This window comes from Paenibacillus sp. QJM3NY_38 (assembly GCF_056173265.1).
This window is the reverse complement of the sequence record NZ_CM149665.1, coordinates 7,180,991-7,206,751: the sequence shown is the minus strand read 5'-3', so window position 1 is coordinate 7,206,751 and position 25,761 is coordinate 7,180,991. Positions and strand designations below refer to the sequence as shown.

Annotated in this window: 21 protein-coding genes; 18 read left to right on the top strand and 3 right to left on the bottom strand. The window is 46.2% G+C overall.

What is annotated here, in order from left to right; genetic code table 11:
- Window positions 1-148: 148 nt before the first annotated feature.
- The 5 genes from AC0VZ8_RS33425 (at window position 149) to AC0VZ8_RS33405 (ending at window position 5,101) form a co-directional block, all read left to right on the top strand.
- On the top strand, window positions 149-1,291 hold the full coding sequence (locus AC0VZ8_RS33425; protein ID WP_174817706.1) for a replication initiation protein: 1,143 nt from the start codon (window positions 149-151) through the stop codon (window positions 1,289-1,291).
- Window positions 1,292-1,305: 14 nt separating this feature from the next.
- Entirely contained in the window at window positions 1,306-1,542 is a 237-nt protein-coding gene (locus tag AC0VZ8_RS33420; protein WP_028598060.1) for a hypothetical protein, read from the top strand.
- 152 nt (window positions 1,543-1,694) lie between these two features.
- Window positions 1,695-3,305, top strand: coding sequence for a recombinase family protein (locus tag AC0VZ8_RS33415; protein ID WP_475485655.1), 1,611 nt, complete (start codon window positions 1,695-1,697; stop codon window positions 3,303-3,305).
- A gap of 245 nt (window positions 3,306-3,550) precedes the next feature.
- Window positions 3,551-3,955, top strand: a complete 405-nt coding sequence (locus AC0VZ8_RS33410; RefSeq protein WP_260064514.1) for a VOC family protein — start codon at window positions 3,551-3,553, stop codon at window positions 3,953-3,955.
- 483 nt (window positions 3,956-4,438) lie between these two features.
- The gene (locus AC0VZ8_RS33405; protein ID WP_475485654.1) at window positions 4,439-5,101 is read left to right on the top strand and encodes a DUF998 domain-containing protein; all 663 of its coding nucleotides are present in this window, start codon (window positions 4,439-4,441) and stop codon (window positions 5,099-5,101) included.
- A gap of 244 nt (window positions 5,102-5,345) precedes the next feature.
- Here the strand turns inward: AC0VZ8_RS33405 and AC0VZ8_RS33400 are convergent, their stop codons facing one another.
- Window positions 5,346-5,882, bottom strand: coding sequence for a dihydrofolate reductase family protein (locus tag AC0VZ8_RS33400; RefSeq protein ID WP_475485653.1), 537 nt, complete (start codon window positions 5,880-5,882; stop codon window positions 5,346-5,348).
- 160 nt (window positions 5,883-6,042) lie between these two features.
- Between AC0VZ8_RS33400 and AC0VZ8_RS33395 the strand changes: the two genes are divergently transcribed.
- Window positions 6,043-6,426: a winged helix-turn-helix transcriptional regulator gene (locus AC0VZ8_RS33395; RefSeq protein WP_475485652.1), complete on the top strand. Its 384-nt coding sequence runs from the start codon at window positions 6,043-6,045 to the stop codon at window positions 6,424-6,426.
- A gap of 426 nt (window positions 6,427-6,852) precedes the next feature.
- On the opposite strand, the gene AC0VZ8_RS33390 is transcribed toward AC0VZ8_RS33395, so the two are convergent.
- On the bottom strand, window positions 6,853-7,959 hold the full coding sequence (locus tag AC0VZ8_RS33390; protein WP_475485651.1) for a PRK06851 family protein: 1,107 nt from the start codon (window positions 7,957-7,959) through the stop codon (window positions 6,853-6,855).
- Between the two features lie 310 nt (window positions 7,960-8,269).
- Between AC0VZ8_RS33390 and pnuC the strand changes: the two genes are divergently transcribed.
- The 5 genes from pnuC to AC0VZ8_RS33365 all read left to right on the top strand — a co-directional run bounded on the left by pnuC (window position 8,270) and on the right by AC0VZ8_RS33365 (window position 12,500).
- On the top strand, window positions 8,270-8,947 hold the full coding sequence (gene pnuC / locus AC0VZ8_RS33385; protein ID WP_475485650.1) for a nicotinamide riboside transporter PnuC: 678 nt from the start codon (window positions 8,270-8,272) through the stop codon (window positions 8,945-8,947).
- The gene (locus AC0VZ8_RS33380) at window positions 8,944-9,978 is read left to right on the top strand and encodes an AAA family ATPase (RefSeq protein WP_475485649.1); all 1,035 of its coding nucleotides are present in this window, start codon (window positions 8,944-8,946) and stop codon (window positions 9,976-9,978) included. The genes pnuC and AC0VZ8_RS33380 overlap by 4 nt, the downstream gene beginning before the upstream one ends.
- 54 nt (window positions 9,979-10,032) lie before the next feature.
- On the top strand, window positions 10,033-10,917 hold the full coding sequence (locus AC0VZ8_RS33375) for an NUDIX hydrolase (protein WP_475485648.1): 885 nt from the start codon (window positions 10,033-10,035) through the stop codon (window positions 10,915-10,917).
- Window positions 10,918-10,920: 3 nt separating this feature from the next.
- Window positions 10,921-11,472 (top strand): NADAR family protein, encoded by a 552-nt coding sequence (locus AC0VZ8_RS33370; protein ID WP_475485647.1) that lies wholly within the window; start codon window positions 10,921-10,923, stop codon window positions 11,470-11,472.
- 224 nt (window positions 11,473-11,696) lie between these two features.
- Window positions 11,697-12,500, top strand: coding sequence for a hypothetical protein (locus AC0VZ8_RS33365; RefSeq protein WP_475485646.1), 804 nt, complete (start codon window positions 11,697-11,699; stop codon window positions 12,498-12,500).
- 156 nt (window positions 12,501-12,656) lie between these two features.
- On the opposite strand, the gene AC0VZ8_RS33360 is transcribed toward AC0VZ8_RS33365, so the two are convergent.
- Window positions 12,657-13,841 carry an ROK family transcriptional regulator gene (locus AC0VZ8_RS33360; protein WP_475485645.1) on the bottom strand — a complete coding sequence of 395 codons (1,185 nt, stop codon included), beginning with the start codon at window positions 13,839-13,841 and terminating at the stop codon, window positions 12,657-12,659.
- Between the two features lie 320 nt (window positions 13,842-14,161).
- Between AC0VZ8_RS33360 and AC0VZ8_RS33355 the strand changes: the two genes are divergently transcribed.
- The 7 genes from AC0VZ8_RS33355 (at window position 14,162) to AC0VZ8_RS33325 (ending at window position 25,718) form a co-directional block, all read left to right on the top strand.
- A complete protein-coding gene (locus AC0VZ8_RS33355) occupies window positions 14,162-14,746 on the top strand; it encodes a YdcF family protein (RefSeq protein WP_475485644.1) in 585 nt (194 codons plus the stop codon).
- A 194-nt stretch (window positions 14,747-14,940) separates the two neighbouring features.
- A complete protein-coding gene (locus tag AC0VZ8_RS33350) occupies window positions 14,941-16,416 on the top strand; it encodes an ABC transporter substrate-binding protein (protein ID WP_260064526.1) in 1,476 nt (491 codons plus the stop codon).
- A gap of 299 nt (window positions 16,417-16,715) precedes the next feature.
- On the top strand, window positions 16,716-17,666 hold the full coding sequence (locus tag AC0VZ8_RS33345) for a carbohydrate ABC transporter permease (protein WP_071219380.1): 951 nt from the start codon (window positions 16,716-16,718) through the stop codon (window positions 17,664-17,666).
- A 29-nt stretch (window positions 17,667-17,695) separates the two neighbouring features.
- A complete protein-coding gene (locus AC0VZ8_RS33340; protein ID WP_071219381.1) occupies window positions 17,696-18,532 on the top strand; it encodes a carbohydrate ABC transporter permease in 837 nt (278 codons plus the stop codon).
- Window positions 18,529-19,290: a Cof-type HAD-IIB family hydrolase gene (locus AC0VZ8_RS33335; RefSeq protein WP_475485643.1), complete on the top strand. Its 762-nt coding sequence runs from the start codon at window positions 18,529-18,531 to the stop codon at window positions 19,288-19,290. Before AC0VZ8_RS33340 ends, AC0VZ8_RS33335 begins: the two co-directional genes overlap by 4 nt.
- Window positions 19,291-19,304: 14 nt before the next feature.
- Window positions 19,305-20,411, top strand: coding sequence for an SGNH/GDSL hydrolase family protein (locus AC0VZ8_RS33330; protein ID WP_475485642.1), 1,107 nt, complete (start codon window positions 19,305-19,307; stop codon window positions 20,409-20,411).
- Between the two features lie 318 nt (window positions 20,412-20,729).
- Window positions 20,730-25,718 (top strand): metallophosphoesterase, encoded by a 4,989-nt coding sequence (locus AC0VZ8_RS33325; protein WP_475485641.1) that lies wholly within the window; start codon window positions 20,730-20,732, stop codon window positions 25,716-25,718.
- Window positions 25,719-25,761: the final 43 nt, after the last annotated feature.

Genomic DNA, 25,761 nt, shown 5'->3' with positions numbered 1-25,761 from the left:
GTTTTGCCTGCACTGGGCGACAAGTGTTTTTTTACGTTTAAAGACCTGAAAACAAGCAAATCCCGATAATTATTAATTAGTCTATTAAGTCTTAAAAAATACAATCACAAGTCTTAAAAAGTGCATGAGCAAGGGAGGGCAACAAGCAATGAAAGCCAAGGTATCTATTGACAAATTCGTGGTGGAATATACGGATGTGCCGAGAAGCGTTTACTATGCTTTAGTGAAAAAGGCTGTTAAAAGCGGTGAATTGTTCAAACAGAAATTCAATTATCAGGGGTACGGGTATCAATTACATCTACGGAAGCGAAACGGTGCATATTTGCATGTGTTTTATAGAAACTGGAGTGAGCCGGAAGGCATGTTATACACGTTGCGGGTAGAGACGAGACCGGAATACTATTTTCACTTCAAAGAGGTGCTGGATACCCTACGCCGCATTTCCAGCGGCATTTACTTTGTTAGCTGTGATATTGCCTACGATGTAAAGACTTCAATGGACAATGTGGTGGTTATTCCTCATGATGGCCGTCGAAAATTGAGGGAATTCAAAGGGACACGCTATTTCGGGGAGAAGCATCAGCGAAAGACGAATGGACATTGCAAGATATACAACAAGCGGTTGGAGTTATATGAGAACCAGAATGTTGTGATTGATCATGAATTAACTCGAACTGAGAATGTGTACAAGCCAGACAAGAGGATACCGCTAGCGGAGCTACTCCAGTGTCCCCCAGAACAGAACGACGATTACTTTGCAGCGGTGATTACGGATTGGGGCACACTTCCAAAAAAACGGGTAGAACAGGCTCGTATGCTGATGAATGAGGAAGAGAGTAAGGATGTAACCCCGTATATACGTAAAAGGGTAAAAGAAACCCTTGCTCCCTCGTATCAGATAGACTTCAACGAGTTAGCAAGGGAAGCATGGGAGCCGCTATTAGAAGAACTGTGTGGGGTATTGCTTGGGCAGCAGAAACCACAAGTTCAAGAGCGACAGTTACAAATGGCAGTAACAAATACAGTATACGATGAACCGAAGGAAGAAAACGACAGTAAAAACGAAGGTTGTGCAGATTTTGGAAAGTATCGTATACTTCGCAACAATACAAGAGTACGCAAGCGACTAAACCAGCAAAGAATGACTGGTGTATTTGAGTTGAGAAAAAAGACAGATTCTCATTGGATTGTGCCGTCTTCAAGAGTCCAGCAAAAAAATTCAACTTTTTTTGTTTTCCCCTTAAAAAAACCGTCTCTTTTGATATATGTCTATTGCAAGCAAATATCATGAGGGAGGAAAAATCAATGAAGAAGCACCAAGACAAAGGGCATTATGTGAGGGAAGAGTACTTGAAGCAAAGGATTCAAGCGTTAGATGCTGCAATAGGGCATTTAGTGAGATTCAATCCAAAGATTGGCGGCGTAAATCTAGAGCTCTGTGATGTGGCGGATGTTGTTAATCTGTTAGACGAACATAAGGCTAAGGCTGAGCAAGAGCTTTACCATGTTAGACGTTGCATTCTTGACCGTCATTTTAGCTGAGAGGTGGCACCATGATTAAAGTTGATACTCAAATAATCAAGCCATCTGCAGAAAATGTCAAGAGAGCGGAAGTTGTTAGAGTTCTCGCCGAATTAATCAGAAAGTATGGTCATCGGAAATCAAAATAAAAGTTATTCAAGATGGGTAGGCGCATGATTATTAGCGCTTACCTATTTTCTCAAAAAAGAAATGCTGAGGTGGAAAATATGGGGGACGACAAGGTAGCGATCTATATTAGAGTCAGTACAGAAGAACAGAGAAATGTAGGATGTTCGCTAGAGGCACAGGAAGAAGAACTTCGTCGGTATGTTGCATCAAACGGACTTACTGTTTTCGATGTTTATTGCGATGGCGGATATTCGGGTAAAGACTTTAACCGCCCTGATGTCCAACGTCTTTTTTCTGACATGGCACAGAACAAGTTTCAAACAATCGTTGTATGGCGGCTCGATAGGCTTTCAAGAAGTAATCAAGACATATTAAACCTAATGGGTAATGAGTTACAGCCAAGGAATATGCGGCTGTTAGTTAGTACGTGCGGTATTGACTCTTCAACCATAGAAGGAAAAATGTTCATCAGTTTGCAGGGGACATTTGCCGAGTATGAGCGTAATGTAACAATCGATAGAGTGAAGTCGGGAATGAAAAAAAGAGCCAGTAACGGTGAATTTAACGGAGGCACATTACTAGGCTACGATATAGTGAATAAACAATTGGTTGTTAATGAGCAAGAGAGCGAGATAGTGAAAAGGATATTTGAGATGCGCGCTGAAGGAATGGGCTATAAAGCTATTGTGAACAGTCTTAATTCATATGGTTATAAAACCAAGAGAGGGAATAACTTCGGTATTTGTGCGGTTAGATTGATCTTACACAATAAAGATTACGTGGGAGTGAACACTTGGGGGAAAAAGGAGGACTGGAACCTTAAAAGAAGAAAAGGCACACTTGAAGAAGCACCTGAAAGAAACGGTAAGCATCCAGCAGTTATTTCAATAGAATTATGGGAGAAAGTCCAAGCAATTAATTGCCTGCACAAGAACTCCTTTACAGCAATCAAATCTCATAGTGGGAATTACTTTCTAGCTGGTGTTGTTAGGTGTCCGAAATGTGGGGCAGGTATGGTTATGCACAAGAATAAAATCCGAGGGACTAACGACTACCGAAGATACTATATGTGTCAGGCATACCACCAAAAAGGCAGGTCAGAATGTTCCTCAAATTTAATTAGGGCTGATTGGATTGAACAAGAGGTTCTGCATGTGTTAAGGGAATCTGTAAACAGCATGGATTTGGTTGATGAAGTGTTGAACAAGATTGAGGAAGATGTTTCACAAGACAAGCAGCCATTAGGACTACGTTATAATGAATTGAAGTTACAAGTGGAAAACAGAACCAAACAGGTTGATTTGTTAGATGAAAGGTATTTGAATGGAGAGATAAGCTCCGATAATTATAATCGGCTCATAACCAAGGCGCAAAGTGAACTAGATGAAGTAAATGAACTCCTAGCAAAGACCGAACGCAAATTAGCCAGATTAGATTATGGGAGCCAGATCAATTCACAAATGGTTGTTGAGATACTAAAGGACTTTGACTCATTATTTGAGGTAGCGGACGATCAGGAAAAGAAAGTATTGATTCGTTCTGTAATTAAGTCCATCCATGTTTCAACTGACAGAAAGAAGCTGGAGAGAATATCCCTTTGGATTGGTGATGACTTATGTGTACCAGCAAGTTGTGAGCGCAGAGCCGTATCATAAGTAACGGCAAGTTTTTGTTGTACAGTAATACGTTTCAAGGGAGCAGTCAATGAACAAAATAGATCGTTTGTCGGCCATCGTGATGGAGCTGCCCAAAGAATGCTAAAACGCTACTGACATAACGTTGTCAGTAGCATTTTTTTATAATTGGACATGTAAATGTAAAGGAGATAGATAAGGAAAAAGTATGTTTTACAACGGCTGTGGGACACAGCCAAACCTATTATTAGGAAGGATGATATCTTGTGAATTTCGCTTCTGTACGCATCATTACGGACGACGTGGATCGTCTCGTCGAGTTCTATGAGAAAGTCATGGGGGTATCGGCGGAGCGACCCGCGCCCGTATTTGCCGAACTCGCCTTGCCATCATGCACCCTTGCAATCGGCCACTCCCAGACGGCGCAGCTATTCGGCGCCGGTTCCGTAGTGGGGGCAAATAATCGCACTATCATTATTGAGTTCCGCGTCGACGATGTCGAAGCCGAATATGTGCGCTTGAAGCCATTTGTCGATCATTGGGTAAAGGAACCGACCATGATGCCGTGGGGGAACCGTTCTATGCTGTTCCGCGATCCCGATGGCAACCTTCTTAACCTCTTTGAGCCGGTGACCGAGGATGCGATTAAACGGTTTAGAGGTAGACATTGACGGGCAGTAAAGGATGGCCTTCAAACTTGCCGTTGTGTAATTTGTGAAATCAACGGTGTGCCTGGAATACGATTACGTTTGATTATTTACAGGATCAGCTTCAAACGTTTATGTCGTGATGAATCCGGAAAAGTTGTCGCATTTTAATAAGATGAAGTAACCGAGCATTAATTAGTGGAGCACCTCTGAATTTGACGAAACACATTTCAGGGGTGCTTTTTGATTTTTTCAGAGAAAGGAACTAATTTGGACGATATTTTGAGAAAAGGTCGGTCCAATTGTCGATCATACCGTCACTAATTCGTTGTATTAACAGAGCGAACGAAATCATGCCGTACAAGGCACAGAGTCGTAGATCGAATTGAGGTGTGAATGAATTAATCTTCGCGGACTTATGGCAAACGTATTAAATCAAATGATAAGAAGCGCTAAAGATGAACGAAGAAGTAACCTGTAAATCAAATATAAAAAGGAGGTTTACGTATGCAACTCAAGTTCGAGCCTAACAAGAAGCACAAGAAGCCGGCCTCAAAGCGATTGTTGACCGCCGGCGTGATCTCCGCACCTTTTTTCTATTTCGTGTCGGTCGTTCAGATCTTTACGCGGACTGGCTTCGATATCCGACGGTATGCAATCAGTACGCTTACGCTCGGAGATTGGGGGTGGATCCAAAGCATCGCATTTATCATTACCGGTCTTCTGGCATTGTTGGGTGCTGCGGGTATGCGATCATTATTGCGCAGTGAAACAGGAGGATTGTGGGGGCCGATATTGATCGGACTGTATGGAGCTGGCATGGCGCTGGCCGGCTTATTCCGCCCAGATCCGGGACTCGGATTCCCTGAGGGTGCTCCTGAAGGGATCCCAGTTACAATGAGTCCGGAGGCAGCGATCCATTCCTTCGCATTCTTTACGGCTTTCATTTGCCTTATAGCGGCCAGTATTATACTCTCCATTCGATTCGCGCGTTTGGGGGAGAAAAGGTGGCAGTGGTATTCGGTTGCAACGGCGGTAGTTGCGCCGCTTCTAATTGCGGGAGGAATGGGGACAGGGGTGTGGACCGGTGTCATCATGGGGTGCGCAGGACTGGTTGCGTTCGGATGGGTCTCGGCATTGTCAGGTAAACTTCTTAACGAACTCGCTTGATTGATATGCCATTGCTTAATTATTCATAATCATACTAGAGGACGAGGAGATTGGATGGTTGGTTTACAAAATCTAAGAGATCATAAAAGGCATAGAGATATGAGTTGAACAACAGTCCCCTCTGTAATTGTGCAGAGGGGGACTGTTGTTATTTGTAGTCCAGAAGTCAAGGATACAAACATTAATGTCGGACCTAAATAAACGTAAATAATGGATAAGTAGAAAAACTGAAGGAATTTGGCATCTATCGGTCAATCGCATATCGCAGCTGAACGACATCGCTGCCGAGAGGTTTGCAGTCTAGCAATCGCACAGCATTGAAACGGTAATTGTCCTTGTCGATTAGGAGATTTAACCCTTTACCCTCTAATACAGGCGCCACATTGAAAATCACTTCGTCTACAAGACCTTGTTCTAAAAACGAATTGTGAATATCCGCACCGCCGCCAATGAGAGCGGTTAGGTGTCCTTTCTGTGAGAGGTAGCTTATTGCTTCTTGTGGCGACTTTACCACCGTTACGCCGGGAATGTTCTCAATGTTCTTAGACAATACAACGATGTCGATCCCCGCGAAAGGACCTTCCGTGTTTTCCTGTTCCTCTTGGGAGACTCGGCTTGGGTCTGACATTTCCTGAAACGTCTTACGTCCGACAATGAAATTTCCTGCTGCTTTTGCTTGTGCTGCGAAGTCTTCCAACGCTTCCTTTTTCGGTGGGTTATCCGGGCTAGATTGTGCATAATTGCCGTTCGCAGTTAGGGTTGCCCATAAAGTGGTTTTCATTAAACGTCCTCCTCATTTTCGATTCTGTTAACTTCAGGTTAGCACGATTCCCCGATTTGGATGTTCGTATGGCTTCAGGGTCTCACCTTTCCATTCACATGGTAATCGATTTATGGTACATTTGAAAAGTAGTTACATTTATGTGCAATAGTTTCAAAAAATGAACTATGGAGTGATCACGATGATGGATCGTACCTGCCCTGGCACTGTTGAACCGATTCTGGAGATTTTGGACGGAAAGTGGACGCTCCTACTTTTATTCGAATTATTTAACGGAACCAGGCGTTTCGGGGAATTACGCCGGAGGTTGCAGCCCATTAGTCCGAAAACTTTGACAGATCGCTTGCGACTGTTAGAGGAAAAAGGAATCATAACACGTACGCTCTACCCAGGCATACCACTACATGTCGAATATGAACTTACGGAGAGTGGGCTGGGTTTGCAGCCGATTTTCGCCGCAATGTGGACGTGGACACAGGAGCATGGCGCATATTTACGGAATAAGACTGATGAAAAGGGCCAAGGTGATAATGAAGTAATGTGATTATGCTAACAAGTATTAGAAAGGGCTGAATTTGGAATCGATTTCCTGCCCGGACTTGCGTGAACCGTGTGGCAATCTCTATAGTAGAGGGGAACGATCGAGCGGGAAATTGCTGCATCCGGCTAATATTGCGGATAATCCGGCGAATATGCGGCAGGAGAACGAGAATAAATCTGACCGATGTTGGCCGAGAACCTCGCGTCGGGAGTCGCGAGAGGTTCCCGATCTAGCGACTGAGCCGTCATTTTATACTTACATGTCTGCAATATGATACGGCACGAAAAAGAGCTGGCGGTACGTTTCCGCTAGCTCATTTTTAATGCTTTTATTCCCCATGACATGGCCGCCACCCTGGCATAAACGTCCGGCTCCCGGCCGAAAAATCCGTATCCGTGCAGCGTTTGAGCGCTGCCCATGGGATCTTTATTATGAGGGCTGAATGGAGCCGATCAGTGCATTCAATTCCGACTGTAGTTGCAGATGGAGTTTCTCTACGATCGAAAAATCGGTGGCCGCAACATAGTAGGCCTTAATCTGAGAATCGATGGCTTCGGCTTCCGCCAGATGGGAGGTAGCCTCTTTCATTTTTGCCGAATAGCGTGCTTTGATACCGGCTATTTCGGCAGCATAGGCTTCATCGGTACCAGGGGCTATCGTCCGTGTGTACATATCTAGGATCTCATCCCCGTCCCGATCGGGGAAGTATTCATGCGGAGCGGTACTGTCGAAGATCGCTGTTTGAAGCTCCGGGAATATCAGCATATCCAGACTGTTCGGATCAAAGCCGCAATGAAACACTTGAACGTCGATTCCTTTCTGTTCGGCAGCGGAGGCAAGCTTTTTCAGCAGCGTTGATTTGCCGGATCCCGCCCTTCCTTTGATGAAAATCCGCCTTTCCAGCTGAGCGGTCAAGCTTTGAATAAAATCGAATGCTCCCCTCGGAGTCGCAGCTCCGAAGAATAAGTGACGCGAAGCGATTGCCGAATCGCTCTCATGACCGGCGTATAATTCTTGAATCAATTCCAGCGCAATCTGGTCGGCCTTCGCGAAATCCATGTTATCGATATAAAATTTTTCCCACTCGTCATGAATCCGTAGGGCCGTTGCGAATGTTTCATACACATTTGAATAGGCGTTCTCAAGCTTGCCGCTAAGATCTTCTATCGTGATGAAGTCTCCCGGTGAAATAAGGCTGTTATCGAACGCTTCCCCAAAATCGATAAAGACGATGTCACCGGCCCCGCTATCCGAAATCCCCTTACAGACTCGCCCGTCGACAATACCAACCTTCAATTCCGTAAAAATGATGCCATCCAGTTCGTCGGGACGGAGAGGGGAGTGGAAGCATTGTACATGCAAGCCTTGGTCCAGCAGGCTATCCGCCAAGCTTTGCATGACCGTCGATTTCCCCGTGCCTTGGGGCCCCGCAAGGACAAATATTTTGTTCAGCCCACCAAATGCGGACTTATACAAGAAATGAGCCCCGCGCGCAGTGTTGCCGTGAGCAAAATAGTGAGATGATGTTAGTACCAACCTAAACCCTCCTTTGTGCCTATTCCGATTCGCAAAGTTTACAGAATAAGCATGATTGGGATAGTGCCTATTCATTTGTATATTCCGCATTGTAACAAGTGGTGTTCGTCCTCTCCCATGATTTTCGCTATTTGTTGAAGGGACTACAGAAGTTAAAAGATCAAGCCTGCGATAAATGGGGAGATTTCACTTGCCCTGCGCAGGTTTTTCTGTTAGTTTGATAGTAACAAAGTGTTATTAACAAAATAGTACTAAGTGTAATTATGTGTCTTCGTTCTATAAATAAGTGGAGAAAGCGGAGGGATGTAATGTGAAAAAGGTTGCGCGTGGCTGGAACCTGTTCGAAATAGCGTGGTTGGCACTGTTTACCTCGATTGCTGTGGGGTTTACGGTGATTTCTAAGGACTCTTTATTCGGTTTTACCGTTTTTATTACTGGGGTGCTATGCGTGGTGCTTGCGGCGAAGGGCAATCTGATGAGCTATGTTTTCGGCATGTACAATACCGTCGGTTACGCTTATCTAGCCTATATTAACGGGTTGTTTGGAGAGGTTATGCTGAATCTGCTATTCTTCGTTCCGATGAACGTCATTGGCTTCTACACGTGGAAAAATCATCGCCAAGACGGCAAGCTGATCATGCGCCAAATGGAACTTAAAGGTCTGCTTCTCGTTGGGACAGTTTGCGTTTTAGGCTGTTTGCTGCTGGGATTTGGGCTTTCGTTCATCCCGGGACAGAACTCGCCTTACATCGACGCTACTACGACGGTGCTGTCCGTCGTGGCCACCTTTTTAATGGTCCGGAGATTCAAGGAACAATGGCTGGTCTATATTGTGTTGAATTTGTTTACGGTGCTGCTGTGGGCGATTCGATTGCTGGAGGGCAGCAGCGAAGGCATGCTGATGATCGTCATGTGGAGCGCGTATTTGGTTAATGCGGTATACGGCTATTACAATTGGAACAAAGGGGCCAAGGAGGTGGCGGCATGAAAACGCTCGGATTAACGCTGGGGAAGTTTGCCCCGCTGCATAAAGGGCATCAGTTCATGATCGAAACGGCACTGCAGGAGGTCGATGAGTTAATCGTGGTCATTTACGAGACAACGGTCACGCCGATCCCGCTTCATATCCGGGCGAATTGGATTCGACGACTATACCCGGCAGTCCGGGTCATCGAAGCTTGGGACGGACCGGATGGGTATTCGGATGACAGGGAGCATGAGATTCGGGAAGAACAGTATATCCTCCGTTTACTGAACGGGGAGCAAGTAACGCATTTTTATTCGAGCGAGTTTTACGGCAGGCATATGAGTCTTGCTTTGGGCTCGGTCGACCGGCGGGTCGATGAAGCCCGCGAGCGGGTTCCGATCTCTGCAACGATGATTCGTTCCGACCCATATAAGTACAGGGAGTTCATAAGCGATATCGTGTACCGGGACTTAATCACGAAGGTGGTATTTGTCGGGGCGATGTCGACGGGGAAGTCGACGATCACCGAAGCGCTGGCACGGCGGTATAACACGACCTACGCGAGTGAATACGGGCGCGATTATTGGACCGAGCATCAGGTGGACCGCAGAATAGGCCTGAAGGCGTTCGATGAAATCGCTCTGGGCCATATCGAGCGTGAAGAGCAGGCTTTGCTTGCGGCGAACCGATTTCTGTTTGTCGATACCAATGCGATTACGACGTATATGTTCGCCATGGATTACCACGGCCGTGCGCCTGAGCGATTAACGCGGATTGCCCTAGAGAACGCGCAGCGCTACGATCTGTTCTTCTTGTGCGACGACGATATTCCTTACGACGATACGTGGGATCGAAGCGGGGATCAGAAGCGGCATGTTTTTCATAAACAGATTATCGCGGATTTGAAGGAGCGGCGCATTCCCTACATTACGCTGCGGGGGAGCCTGGAAGAACGTATACGCAAGGCAGACGAGGTGCTGGCGAAGTTCGAGCCCTATCGAAACTATTTCGGGGAGCTAAAACGGTTAGAATTAGATGCAGGCAGGGAGTAAAATGAACCCATAACCACAACCCATTTAGAATCAAAAAACAAGGAGGCGCCCCCATTGGACTTGTTGGATCGGGACGGACTTACGGAACGCGAATTTTTGGAGCAGTACCGGGCAGGAGATTACGAGCGACCTTCGGTGGCAGCCGATATGGTGATCTTCACGGTTACGGATGAGGCGGCTGACAGTTATCGGAAACTACCCGAAAAAGAGCTCCGCATCCTGCTCATCCGCCGGGGAGGTCACCCCTTCCTGGGTAAATGGGCGCTGCCTGGCGGCTTTGTCCAGCCGAGCGAGACGACTGAGCAGGCTGCGGCAAGGGAACTGCGCGAGGAAACCGGCGTGGACGACGTTTATTTGGAACAGTTGTATACGTTCAGTGATATCGGGCGAGATCCCCGCACCTGGGTGATGAGCTGCAGCTACATGGCCCTGATCAACAGCGATAAGTTGGAGCTTCAGGCTGGAGACGATGCGGCCGACGCCGCTTGGTTTAAGGTCTCCTATCGGCTGCAGCGGGAGCAGAAAGAGCTGATGGAAGACGGATACGTCAAGACGCTGGAGTATGAACTCAAGCTAAGCGGTGAAGAGGAGCTTTCGGCGGTCGTGGCAAGGACGTTGACCGTGAAAACGACATCGACCAGCACGGATTATAAGATCGTATCGAATAACGGTTTGGCCTTCGACCACGCGAAGATTATAGCATGCGCGATCGAGCGGCTGCGGGGAAAAGTGAATTATACCGATATTGCGCTGCACTTAATGCCAGAGCTTTTTACCTTGACGGAGCTGCAGCAGGTTTATGAGGTCATTTTGGATAAAGAGCTATTGAAGGCAGCCTTCCGGCGTAAGGTGGCCGATCTCGTGGCGGAGACCGATCATTACACCGAAAATGCGGGACATCGGCCATCCCGGTTGTATCGGAGAAAACTGGAGGAATAACGGATGATTTACAATCTCGATGAGCTAAGAAAAGCTTATAACGAAGGAAAAACGTTCAAGTATGTATTCTTTTGGGGCCATACGCCGCCTAAGGACGGGAGCGTCGACAAAAGCTGCTTCAGCCAGTGGTGGATGTGCCCGTTCACGGTAGAGGGGACGGAGTATTCCTGTGCCGAGCAGTTTATGATGGCTGAGAAGGCAAGGCTGTTCGGCGACAACGAAATGCTGGAGTCGATCCTTACGGCTAAGCATCCCAAGGAGATGAAGGCTTATGGGCGCGCGGTCCGAAACTTTGACAAGGATACTTGGGACAAGGAATGCTACGACATCGTCAAAAGAGCCAGCTTGGCCAAATTTTCGCAGAATGCGGAGCTTGGCGACTATCTCAAGTCGACGAAGAACCGTATCCTCGTCGAAGCCAGCCCGCAGGACCGCATTTGGGGGATCGGCATGAGCCAGTCCAATCCGGATGCGGAGAATCCCGTGAAATGGCGGGGCCAGAATCTGCTGGGGTTCGCGCTGACCGAAGCGCGGGATGAGTTGCTGCAGAGGTAGTTTTTTGGCAGGATTGAGGATGACTGTTTGAAAGTCATTTTTGAGAGTGAGATTACGGTACTTAATGACCTTATCATAAGTGACGGCAAGTTGTTCGATTGACAGCAATTAGAATACGTGATAATTTCACGGTAGGATAATAAAGGCAATGCAACCTTCGGGTTCAACCTCGCTGAGAAGTGGGTTGGACCCTTTTTGCATTCCAAAACAAGGGAGGATTCGTAATGTTGAGAACAGAATCGCTGTTACAGCGGCTGGGCGAGATCGGCAAGTCGCTCGAACGCAAGGGGGGAGCTCTTTTATTACTGGGAGTTGGTTCCGTTGGAGTCGAGACAGAACGGTTGGATGAATATTCGGATTTAGATTTCTTTGTCATTGTAAAGCCCGGGGAGAAAAACAGATATATAGACCGGTTGGATTGGCTCGAGGACGTACACCCTCTTGCCTATTCATTTAAGAATTCGGATGTTGGCTACAAAGTCTTGTTCGAGGACGGTATTTTCGGGGAATATGCTGTATTCGAGGAATGGGAGCTGGCGAACGCCACCTATACGGAAGGCCGGGTCATTTGGAAGGACCCCATGTATGCCAATACGGCAATCGCCAAACCTTCCAACCCGGTCCCCAGCCTAAAAGTGGATTCCTTGAACTTTCCTTTGAATGAAGCCTTAACCAATCTATACGTGGGGCTCGGTCGGTATGCTAGGGGAGAGCGTCTATCCGCGACGAGGTTTGTTCAAGGATACGCAGTGGACAGGATTCTATCCGTGCTCCATCTACTGGAGCAAGAGGTGGACTACTATCCCGACCCATTCGGCAATGAGAGGCGGTTAGAGCGGAGATACCCGCGTTTTGCGGAAATCATAGGAGACATGATACAGGGATACGATCAAGTTCCCGAATCGGCACTTCGCATTTTAAATTTCATAGAAGAAGTGTACCCGGTCAATCGAAGGTTAAGTGACGAGATACGGCGACTGGCTGATCTAACTTTCCGAGTTGATACGCAAACGGAATCGACGCACTAGCGCACAAAAGCGTCTACTAGGGGTAATAACAGCGTACTGTCGATATGGGCGAAGGATATGGATAACAAAGAAAGAACTCTCCGAGTCTGGAGAGTTCTGTTTATTGCGTACGATCGACGTATCCATTTTAGGAATGACATCCAAAAACGGGGTCAATTAAAGAGATAAAGTATCCAGCGGTATTTCAAATGCGCGTTTAATAACTAACCCGGCAGCAAGCTTGGTTTCATCCGGTTTGTTATAAAGGTAGATCAATTGTACGTTATTAACTGTTACAGGCAACTGGTGCATGACCCTGGCTCTAATCTCGTTGAACATTTCGGGACTGATGGTATGAATGACTCGGCCTGTTATAAGCAGACTGTCTGGATTTATAAATGTAATGATATTGGTAACGGCGATCGCGATGCCATCGACAATTTTTTCGTATAAGCTAAGGAACTTAGGATCTCCTGTTCTTATGCCTTCTGCGAACTCCTCTAGTGTGCATTTGATGGAAACACTAAGTCCGCTGCTGGAAGCCAGCGTCGTTAAGCATCCGGATCTGCCGCAATGGCATGGATAGGCATCTTCTCCATAGAAGCCTTTATAATGCCCGAATTCACCTGCAACAAAGCTTGATCCTGCAATAATTTGTTTATCATGGACGATCGCGCCGCCTGTACCATAATCAAACTTGATGGTGATATTGTTATGGGAATCCTTCAAGCTGCCGTTCATATTCTCGTTGACGGAGAGAAGATTGACATCGTTCTCGATATACACAGGGATGTTATATTGGTCTTCAAGCAGCTGCTTGAGCGGCAGGCGATGAACGCCTATGCCGGGTGTCCGCAGAACGATGCCATGCTGAGAATCTACCAGGCCCTGCATACTGATTCCGATCCCTTTTACTTTGGAGGTGTTGGGCACCTGGGTGAGCAGCTCGTCGATAACTTCATGCAACAGCTGCATCAGCACATCGATAGAACCATATTTGTTGCTCGTGCGTTCTGCGGATGCAACAGCTTCTTGACGCAGGTTGAACACTTTTCCGCGAATGTATTTGCCGGCGAGCTCAAGCCCAATGGCATAAAAATGGCCGCTGTTGATATGAAGGCCGACTCTTTTCCTTCCGCTGCCTGCCTCCAAGTCGATAAGCTCCCCTGTCACGATTATTTTTTCCTTCAACAGGCGATTCACGATATTGGTTACCGTTTGTCTGCTTAGTCCAGTCTTTTCCGCAAGCTCTACGCGAGAGATCGGCCCCTCTGAATAAATGAGAAAAAGAACCTTCTGCTGATTAATTGATTTTAATAACATATGGCTAGTTTGTTTAACCGAATCACTCACAATATGCATCCTCTTTCCAACAACGTTTTATATAATATAGATTCAAAACATTTGACAAATTAGGAACATACTTTGCTTCAAGTGTAGCATTAATACGAGGCGAATAAAAGTTGCAAGTTCGTTTAATTCAACGAGCATATCATTTAAATTTTCATAAAAACGACGATAGACGGCGGTATTATGCAGCAGAATACAATCAATGAGGAAAGTTTTATTCCAAAAATACTTAAAAAACGAAACAGATTGTATTGACATTGTTATAAAAAAAGATATCATATTTGTAAAATGATTTGATTAAATACAGAAAATGACGCCTAGAGGAGTAAGTAATGGTATGGATCGGATGGATAATTGCAATCGCAGCGATGACGGTGCTGGCTTACATATGCTGGCTGCATGCAGTTATATTACAACCTGGTAAAGCAGATGCGATTATTGTACTTGGCTATGTATCTAAAAACGGCCGAATAAACCCTTTGCTTAAGGAAAGACTGGATGAGGCTTACAAACGATTTCAGCAGTATGGGCACAAATACATCATTGTATCGGGGGGAGCTGTTGGTTCACGTCGCTCGGAGGCAGAACTGATGAAGAAGTATCTGGTTGAGAAGGGCGTTCCGGCGAAAAGAGTATTAAAAGAAGACAAGTCACACAACACCGTTCAGAATTTAATTTTTAGCAAGCAATTGATGGAGCAGTACCAGCTAAAATCTTTTATGATCATAACCAATTTATTTCATGTCCGCCGCACCAAGTATATTATGCATCGTCTTGGCATGAATGGCGGTTTCAGCGCTAATCGAAGCCTTAGAAGCATTGTGGGATTCCAGCTCAAATTAACATTTTTGGAAATTCGGGCGTTTCGATTAACGCTCCCCATTATCAGGCGAGAAATCAATGATCAAAACAATTGACAAAGTGGTTGACAACTGGCCGATAAGTGATTAGAATGTAAGCGTTTGCAGAATATATGGGAGGTGAGGCTTAAGTGGCTATAGGCCAAAAGTTGTTTACAAATTATTTACCCGGACTTGATTGGTAATTAACAAAACATAATTATGCTTAAATAGTTAATCCAATTTATTTATTAATTAACGGGGGCGAAATAATGTTTAATGGAAAAATGAAACGATTCATGAGCACGGGTGTTGCAGCGGCATTATCTTTAGCTATGCTGGCTGGTTGCGGTGGAAACAGCGGGAAGAACGAGGCTAGCCCAAGTACAACTCCTGCTGGGTCGGATAAGCCAGGTGTATCTGCAGAGGTAGAGACTTACGAGAATGGATTGCCGAAGAATGAGGAAGTAACGCTAAAGGTAGGCTTCTTTGTAGGAGGATATGGCCGGGAGTGGTTCGATTATGCAGTTGAATCGTTCACAGCCAAGTATCCAAATGTCAAAATAGACATCACGGCTTCAGCCGATATGAAGACGATTCTTTCTACAAAAATCTCTGCAGGCAATGATAATGACATGTTTGATCTATTTAATACGGATCCAGCGGGAGGTATTGTGGGGCTCGCTGAAGCCGGCAAGCTTGAACCAATGGATGACATTTGGGAATACCCTCTTCCAGACGTGCCGGACAAAAAGGTCAAGGATCTTATGATGCCGGGCATGTACGAGTCAACGCAACTAATCAATGGGAAAAGGTATGAATTTACGACGGCGAGCAGCTTTGGCGGGTTGTTTTTTAACAAAAAGCTATTCGAAGAGCATGGCTGGAACCAGAACCCGAACACATGGGATGAATTTAAAGCACTTCTAGCAGACATTAAAGCGGACGGCATTGCTCCCATAACGTTCCCGGGTATTCATCCAAGCTACCATAACTGGGCTTTCGGAACAGCCAAAAATTTTGAGCTGGCTGATATCAATGGCCATGTCGATGAATTTATCGAAAATTATAGAACCTATGGTCTGCCGCAATACACAAATCCGGAGACGGTTGAAACCTGGACGCGCATCTACGAGCTTGGCCAACAAGGATATTTTGCAGAAGGACTTCCGGCATTGAACCATACGCAATCGCAAATGCAGGTTATTCAGGGGCAAGCGGCGATGGTATCGACAGGGACTCATGTCGAGAATGAGATGAAGGAAGCAACACCCGAGGATTTCGATTGGGGCTTCATGGCTGTTCCTTTCAGAGATGACACCAATCAAACGCTTTGGATTCGAAGCGGAACTTCAAACTTCAACTATATCTGGGCAGCTAAGCCGGAGCTTAACAAAAAGTGGGCCAAAGAATTGATCACATGGATGGTTACGCTTGAAAATCAACAATTCGCTGCTGAAAAAGCAGGCGCTTTGCCAATGCGCAAGGATTTGACGGAAGACCCTGCCAGAACAGCTAATCTTTCCAGCTCCGCCCAATCTGTTCTGAAATACATTGCGGATAATAATGCTCAAACTTATAAAGCAAGCCGGTCTATCAGTATTTCGGATCCGAATCTTGCTCAAGCGGAAAAATTATTGAATGAGAATATTGTTAAATTTGCTATGGGTATGCAGGATCCGAAACCGATTCTGGAGCAAGCTGAAGAACTGCTGAAGAAAGCAGTAGAGGCAGAAAAGAAAAAATAAGACGTGATGGAGCGGGGAGGATTCATCTCCGCTCTTCCGTTTTAACTTCTGCGACCTATAGGCTACACGCTGAAAATGACTTATAGTACGTGTTCAAAAAGTCGGATTTTCAGCACCGAGAAGGTTGGATGAAGCTAGGGAGTGAGGAGCGGAGCGTACGTTCTGGGTACGTGAGCACCGGAAGGCCCGGCTGAATTCAAGATTCGATGCCGAGTTACTTCTTGACTCACTTCGTGATCAAAAGGCGATTTTTTGAACAACCTCTTATAAACGTCTAGTAAGATAGGAGTTGACCTCTCGTGTCAGATTCAACCGTTGTGACGACACCAAAAGCCCCTATGCGCAAGCGTATGGGTCTAGATAAAGCGAATACGCAGAAGTGGATATTTCTGTTCATAGCCATCGTGCCTCCCTTTGGCGGATATTTGCTTTTTACGTTGTTTCCGAACATTTTATCCGTTTATTATGCGCTGCTCAATTGGGACGGGTTTACGGATGCAACGTTTGTGGGGCTGTCCAATTTCGTCACCGCATTTCAAGATAAATACGTGTGGCGCGCGCTTACGCACAACTTGATTTTAATGATAACGGTGCCCTTCTTTGTTATTATCATCTCTTTGATACTTGCCTATTTAATTACAAATAAATCGTATAAAGAAAATAAGTTTTTGAAGATATTGTTTTTCTTTCCGAATGTGTTATCTACGGTCGTAGTCGCGCTCCTCTGGGCTTTTATTTATGACGGATCGTACGGTTTGCTGAATGGGCTTCTAAAGTTCATTGGCATTGATACCGGTAATTTCTATTGGCTGGGCAATGAAAACACGGCGCTTGCAGCGATTATCCCGGCATGGGTATGGGGCGGCGTCGGCTTGTACGTCATTATCTTTGCCAATGCGATGCTGGCGATTCCAAAGTCATTGTACGAGGCGGCGATTCTTGAAGGGGCCGGACATATGTCGCGCTTGTTTAAAATTACAATGCCGCTTGTTACGCCAATTATTCGGGTCAGCGCTTTGTTTCTGATCGTTGGCACGATGAAGGGCTTTGAAATCATCCTCATTATGACAAATGGGGGCCCATTCGGGTCGACGGATGTCATCGGCCTCTACATGTTTAACTTGGCTTTTGGCGTAGAGTATCGGAATTACGGCTACGCTTCCGCAGTCGGTATGATCCTGTTCGTCATATTAGTAACGGCAAAGCTGTTAATCGATAAATTTGTGCCGAACAAAGGCTACGAGTATTAGTTTCCATATGAAGTTCGGAGGGATAAAGTTTGAAGGAAAAACGAACGTTTATGGACGTTGTGTGGCGTGTGCTGCTTTATGCTTGGTCGTTGACCATATTATTTCCTTTAGTCTGGGTTATCTATGAATCGTTAAAAAGCAATCCTGAGTTTTTTAAAGATATATGGGCGCTGCCTTCGGAACCAAGATGGCAGAATTATTCGAAGGCTTGGAATCAATACGGTTTTGGGCAATCACTCTTAAATACCCTTTATTATGTCGGCGGAAGTCTGGTGCTTGGGCTTTTCTTTACGACAATTAACGCCTATGCGCTTACTCGAATGCAATTCAAAGGTAGAAAATTGATTTGGGGCTTGATTATGTTGTCCCTGTTCCTGCCTGGCATCAATGCGCTTGTACCCCAGTATGTAGTGATGAGGGAACTGAATTTAACCAATAGTTTGACCGGATTAATTCTCCTGTCCAGTCTGGGGGAAAGCGTGTTCTACCTTATGCTGCTCGGAGGGTTTATGAGCTCTTTGCCGATGGAGCTTGAGGAGAGCGCAACGATGGATGGCGCTACATTATTCCAAAAGTTTTGGCGTGTTATTGTTCCTTTGTCTACACCGGGAATTGTAACCGTTGGCGTATTCAAGTTCCTAGGGTTCTATAACAATTTCTTAGCGCCGTTTATCTATTTGAGCGATCCCAAGAAATATCCCATTGCGGTGCAAATGTATTCTGCGAATAAGCAAATGGAGTTTACTGCGGATTGGGTAACTTTGTTTGCCGGTGTAACCATTGCGATGGTACCGTCCATTATTATTTATATCTTATTCCAAAAGCTTCTGATGGAAGGCGCGACCATGGGAGCGGTGAAGGGATGAATACGGTGCAGCAAGTGAAGGCGAAATATAAGCTGATTGCCTTGGACCTTGATGGGACTCTTCTGACGGATGAAAAGCGCATTACGGAAGAGACCAAAAAGTGGCTTCAATATGCCGTAGATCAGGGCGTTAAAGTGATGTTCTCCACCGGAAGAGGCTTGCAAACCGCACTGGGCTTTTGGGATGAGCTGGGGCTTGATTCCCCGATGGTGCTGCTCAATGGCGCGGAAATTTGGGAGGGGCCGGGGAGGCTTAAGAAGCGAGTCTTCCTCCCGCGGGATACGGTCCGCCATATGCACGCCATTGCTGCCGAACGGGCCGAGTGGTATTGGGGCTACAGCGTGGAAAGCCTGACGGGGGACAAGGATTGGACGCCGGAGATGTTCGAACGAGATTGGATGAAATTCGGCATCGGCAGCCATGATCAACAGAAGCTCGCGGAAATTAAGGAGGTTCTGCTCCGTTGGGGGACGCTTGAAGTTACCCGTTCGGCCCCTACGAATATGGAGATATCAGTTAAAGGAACTACCAAGGAAAGTGGAGTGCGTGAGGTTTGCCAGATGCTGGGCTTCTCCATGTCCGATGTCATTGCGATGGGAGACAGTGATAATGACGCGAAGCTATTGAAGGCGGCAGGTCTCGGCGTGGCGATGGCCAACGGTGAAGAGCATATCAAATCGATTGCGGACGTAATCACGGCTACCAACAACGAAGACGGTGTTGCTCAGGCGATTCGGAAATTTGTATTTCAAATGTGAGGGAGTAGAAATAGATGACCGTTCAATCGAAAGAGATAAACTTAGATCAACTGGGCGGAACGATATACCCTAAGACAATCAATGGCGAACAGCTGAGATGGCATTCTCCGCTTGAAGCGCCCTTTCACATCGCGGGCTTCCCTTGGCTTGCGCAGGATGGGATATACAGACGCCTGCCCTTGGCTTCAGGGGCTGTCTTGCCGCCTGCAGTTGATACGCTTGCTTATTGTACGGCAGGTGGGCAAATTCGCTTTCGCACCAATTCTTCAAGGCTGGTCGTAAGGGTGCGTCTTGCCGGACCGGCCAATATGTATCATATGCCGCCTACAGGGCAGTGCGGGGTTGACTGCTATCTTGGAGAGCCGGGAGAGCAGAGCTTTATCACCACGGCTAGATTCAAACCAACGGAAAGTGAATATGAATCCCAGCTTTATCAGTGGGATACGAAAAAAGATGTAGCCGTCACCTTAAACTTGCCGCTCTACCAAGGGGTAGAAGAGGTATGGATCGGTGTAGATAAGGATGCTGTCATAAGCGATGCACCTGCCTATGCAAGCAGTAAACCCGTCATTATATATGGAACTTCGATTACGCAAGGAGGATGCGCCTCCCGGCCGGGTATGGCTTATTCTAATATTCTTAGCCGTATGATTCCGGTGGAGTTCGTAAATCTAGGCTTTTCCGGGAGTGGAAAGGGCGAGCCGGAGCTCGCGCAGATCATGTCGGAAATCGATGATCCGGCGTTATTCATTCTTGATTATGAAGGGAATACGGGCGAGGCTGGAAACATCGCACGAACGCTGCCTGCCTTCATCCAAATTTTAAGAGATCGGCATCCCCAAGTTCCTATACTAGTAGTCTCAAGGATTAGCACTGCCGAGGACCAGTTCTATATGGAGAGGAGGGAGCTTAATGATCGCCGCAGGCTGATCCAAATTGAAAATGTGGAACAGAGACGGACAGAAGGAGACCGTAATATTCATTTCGTTGACGGCTTGAAGCTGCTGGGCGATGACTTCGTCAATGATTGTACGGTAGATGGAACACATCCAACGGACCTCGGATTTTTGCGCATGGCACAGTCGCTTGCACCTATCATTAAGCCATTGCTGCGACTGTGATGAACAAGATAGATGTTATGAACAGCCTTCAGACTGCATTTTTTGGTTAGGGGCTGTTTGTCTATCAGTCAGACACCTGTATTACCATTAAGCCGAAAAAGGAGAGGATTTTGATTGAAGTCCCAAAGAAGAAGTCTGCCTTTTATTGTGATGGCTTGTTTTATAGCGGGGGTTATTAGTCTTTGTTACAGCATTAATGTATCCGCGTCTTCAGATAAAGAAGAAGGTGTTTCTCAAAAAGAGAGGGCTAAGTACTCAGGAGCTTCACTCTTCAAAGGTCACATGCATTCCCATACATCTCTCAGTGATGGGATATTGTTGCCCAATGATGCTTACGATTTTGTGAAGGCTAATACAGACTTTGATTTTTTTGCAGTGACTGAACACGACGTGACTTATGACATCAGTACGGGCAGTGATTTTATTACGAATGTTCAAGACTCTTATTCAAAAGAATACAAGCTGCTGCATGAGCAATCCGATGCTCACAATCGTGATAACGAATTTATTACGCTGCCTGGTACGGAGGTGACCTGGTATGATGAATCGGGTCATATCAACCTATTTAATGCCCCATGGTTTGCAAGAACACATGGAGTAGGCGCGGATGGCACTTGGGGCTGGAGCGACATCAAATATGATTTGCCAACCTTTTACGCAAGACTTGCCCAAGATCCTCATGCGATTGCTCAGTTTAATCATCCACGCTTGTCAGGCAATTGGAGTTTCAATGAATTTAAACATTATAACCGAGACGTTGACAGAAACCTTAATATGATCGAATACAAATCCTCCAATGATTTTGCAGTCTATACCAAGGCATTAGATCAAGGCTGGCATGTTTCTCCTGTGTTTGGCGGAGACGAGCACAAAGGAAATTGGGGAATGGTTCAGCCCCATGTGACCGGTATGTGGGGAGATAACCTGACAAGAGAAGGTCTTTACGAGGCGATGCGAAACCACCGCACCTATGTATCATTTGATCGGAACCTAGAAATGGCGGTTTCCGCAAAAGGTCAGATGATGGGGGCGATCCTTCCAGCAGATACAAAAGAAATCAATCTTTTCGTACGCATGAATGACCCTGATGATAGCGATGTTTTGGATAAAGTCGTTATTTACAAAAACAGCGGAGAAGTTCTCAAGGAGTACCGCAATATTGCCAGTCATAAATTTGAAAAGGAAGTAACCTTAGCAACTAAAGATGGGGATTATTTCATCGTTAGAGCTTTTCAAGCAGACGGTGAAGAAGCTATAAGTGCCCCAATTTGGATTGGTGATGAAACGAGGGGCACGGTGCACGCGCCTGAAATTACGGTTCATGGGCAATATCCGGACACCATTCAGCTTGGGGACCAAGTAGAAGTGCTGGGCGCTTCGGCGACGGATCATCGCGGTCAATCTTTATCGGTGGAAGCCATCGTTTTAAATGATAAAGGAGAAGTAGCCGCTCTAAATCAGCATTTCAAGGTCGATATGTATGGAGACTATTTCATTAAGTATGTAGCGACCGACGCTCAAGGAAATACGCGTGTTGAACTTATTCGATTGCTTGTTGATCAACAAAAGCTGGACGCTGATAACATTTTGAATGAATTCCAACCCATGGTTAATGTAGGTGCAAGCGAACGTGAAGTAGGAGTAAATCTAGTAACGGATAAGGCGTTAGAAACGTCGTATGTTCAGTATAAACTGGAGTCGACGGCGACATGGGACCATGCGGAAGTGGTACAAGCGGGAGTCTCTTATTTTCAAGTCGCCTATGGTGATACGTATGATAAGAGTAACTATCGGGTGCTTGCAGCTCATGAAGCGAATTTAACAGATCTCGACTTAGGGACTACGTATGACTATCGGTATGGAATGTCACCGACTGGACCTTGGAGCAGCAGCTATAGCTTTAGGACCGCGCCAGCTTCAGAGGAAGCCGTTATGTATGTGATGGGGGATCTTGGAGTTCCGGATCGAAATCCGGAAAGCTTCCAGCTCTTTAACAATATGCTGGACGTTCTGCGGGAGAAAAATTCAAACGGACAGACGGTGATCCAAGTCGGGGACTTGGTCGAGAACGGCGGCAATATGTATGCTTGGGATGATGTGTTTAAGAACATTTACAACAACGATATGGGACTAGTTTCTGCTCACATTGTCGGGGACCGTGAACGTGCGACGGAACGGAAGCTCGTGCCGTTCTCCGGGTTTTTCAACCTGCCGAAGAACGGTGAAGGCAGTTACCAGGAAACGAATTATTCGTTTGATTATGGCGATATGCACGTTGCTGTTCTGAATTCTGTGGTGGATTTCGACAAGCAGCTGTCATGGCTGGAAAAAGATTTGCGGGCAACCGACAAGAAGTGGAAAATCGTTATGGGGCATTATCCTTATTATGGCGGTCAATCCGGCGATGAGACCGGTATGGACATGATGAGAGTGAAATTGTCTCAAGCATTTGAACGCCTTGGCGTTAGTTTGTATATTGGGGGTCATGATCATGTGTATAAACGGACAACCATACGAGACGGTGTAAAGGATACATCGGAAGAAGCGATGAATTTAGGAACAACGTTTGTGACCGTTGGTTCATCAGGTCCAACGTTCTATGATAACAAATCATTTGACTGGGATCATATCGTATATGATGAAAATAAGCAGACGGGTGTTATTTTAGAATCAAACGATCAATCGCTCACCTTGAAAGCTTACAACAGCGACGGTGTTGAGATTGATTCATTTACGATGAAACAACCTGCTAATTATTTGGAATTAACGAGCGCAATTGTGGAAGATAACGTCTTAAAGGGCGTTGGGGTCTTGAATTACCCGAGCTCGCTTGAACGTGTCACCGTGATCGGGGAAAAGCGGGATCATACAGGTGAACAGCTGTTGGAAACGGTTATTCAAGAAGCAAGGCTAGAACATCTCGGACGAGAACAAATCATCTTATTTGATAACCCTCTTGCATTTGGCGATGAACATACGATCGTCGTAAGATTGGTTAATAATCCAATCGATCAAGAGCCGTTAACGGAACCGTTCATAGCGAAAGAAGGAACGCTGGGCGATGGTTCGGAAGGCAACCCCTATCAAATCAAAAGTGCCAATGGACTTTATAAAATGCATGAATTCCCGAATAAACATTTTATTTTAGATCGGGACATTGATGGGAATGGTGTGTTTATCGAGGCCATTGGCGCGAATGGCACTCCATTTACGGGTACGTTTGATGGGCAAGGGCATACGATTACAGACGTTATGATCTCTTCAGGCGGCGCAGGCCTCTTTGCCATTAATGAAGGGACGATTCGAAATGTAGGAATCATCCATGCAGACATTGATGTTCGCCGGAGCAATGTTGGAATCCTGGTTGATCAGAATGATGGGATCGTGGAATATGCCTACAGTACCGGATCTATTCGAGGCAATTCTACAGTTGGCGGTCTTGTGGGCTACTCGAACGGTATCGTTAGAAACAGTTATTCAACAGCTCGAGTCCATGCACGAGGCAAGCAAGCCGGCGGTATGATCGGGATTACGAATAGGGGGAGTACAACAGAACAGGTCTATGCCATGGGAGCCGTCATAGCAGAAGAATCCAATGCTGGCGGCATCAGCGGATACGGTTATAACAATACGGTCATTCAAAATAGTATGGCATTTAATCCATCGATTGTTACAGGTACGGCATCGAATCGAATTGTCGGCAGAGTGCTAGCTGGGGAGAAGGCAACTTTAGTCAATAATTACGCCGATGAAAATATGTTTGTTAGCAGTGAGAACGTTACGGTTCCTGATCCAAACAATGAAAAAGGTCAGGGGGTGGGTGCAGAAGCATTCACGAAGCCGGCTTTTTTCATGGAGACCCTTGGTTGGGACTTTGATTCGATCTGGATCTGGAATGAAGATGCCAAGCGTCCATTACTGCAAAGTAATTTGGAGCAAATTAACGAAGATCATATTCCAAAGCCGAAGCTGGATCGGAATGAAGATGGGTACTACATCATTCGTTCGATTCAAGAATTAGAGACGATATCCGAATTCCCAAATGAAAATTATATACTAGAGAATGATCTTGATTTTGAAGGAAAGCTGTTTGAGCCCTTATTCAAGGGCACGCCTTTCCTTGGCACGTTTGATGGGAACAATAAATCCTTAACCAATTTCAAATCAGAAAATGGCGGCTTATTCCATCTCAATGGCGGAGTGATTAAAAATATAGCTATGATCGATGCCAGCGTCACTGGCGGGAGCCGAATAGGCATACTCGTCAATACGAACAATGGCGAGGTAGAGAATAGTCTCTCAACAGGCTCCATTACAGGCTCCAGCACAGTGGGGGGGCTAGTAGGCTATTCTAATGGTATCGTAAGAAACAGCTATTCAACCGCCGATGTGACCGCTCAGGTAAGTCAGGCCGGAGGCCTAATCGGAATTACGAACTCAGGCAGCCTAACAGAAGACGTGTATGCGTCTGGAACCATTCGAGCGATGACAAGCAATGCGGGCGGAGTGACTGGATACGGATACAATGATACGGTCGTCAGAAATGTCATTGCCCTGGGCCCTTCGGTTACGGCGCCAACGATGGCAAACCGGGTGATGGGACGAGTTCTTGCGGGGCACACCGCTACGCTCGAAAATAATTATGCATTTGACGGCATGATAGTGAAAAAAGAAGGTGTCGCTGAAGGAGCATTAACAACCCTTAAAGGATTAGGCCTAACTGAAACTGAAATAAAGACTCCATCCACCTATACCGACAGGCTAGGGTGGGACTTTAACGCGATTTGGAGATGGGACGGTATGGCTAAACGACCTGTTTTACAATCGGTATCAGAAGGTAATGAAGAAGAGCCGGTTAGCCTGATTGAGCTTGAGCTCGAAGGAATGTCTACACTGGTCGTTGGCGAGAGTGATCATACGGTGACTACCGCAGTATATAGCGATGGAAGCCGTGAAAAGGTAGGGACAAACGTCATCTATACAAGCAGTGATCCAACTATAGCGGAGATCAGCGCTAGCGGTGTAGTAACGGCGATTTCGGAAGGAACCGTACTCATCACGGCAGAGTATGATGGCTTGACTTCATCCTATGAGCTAACCTTGACTCAGAAGCAAATCGATATGGAGGGGGTCAACCAAGGCATGGATGCGGAAGTCACGCTTCCGTTCACATCTTCGACCTTTGTCGGAACGGGGGAGCGGTGGATCGCGAACCAGATGCCGCACCCTCCTGGACCGCCTGAAGTGGCGGTCATTTCAGGCGGTAGCGAGCTTCTCGTATCCGTGTCGAAACCTTTAATGAAATAGAGGCTGCTCCACCTGTGAAGTGACCTTAAATGGCCAGATATCA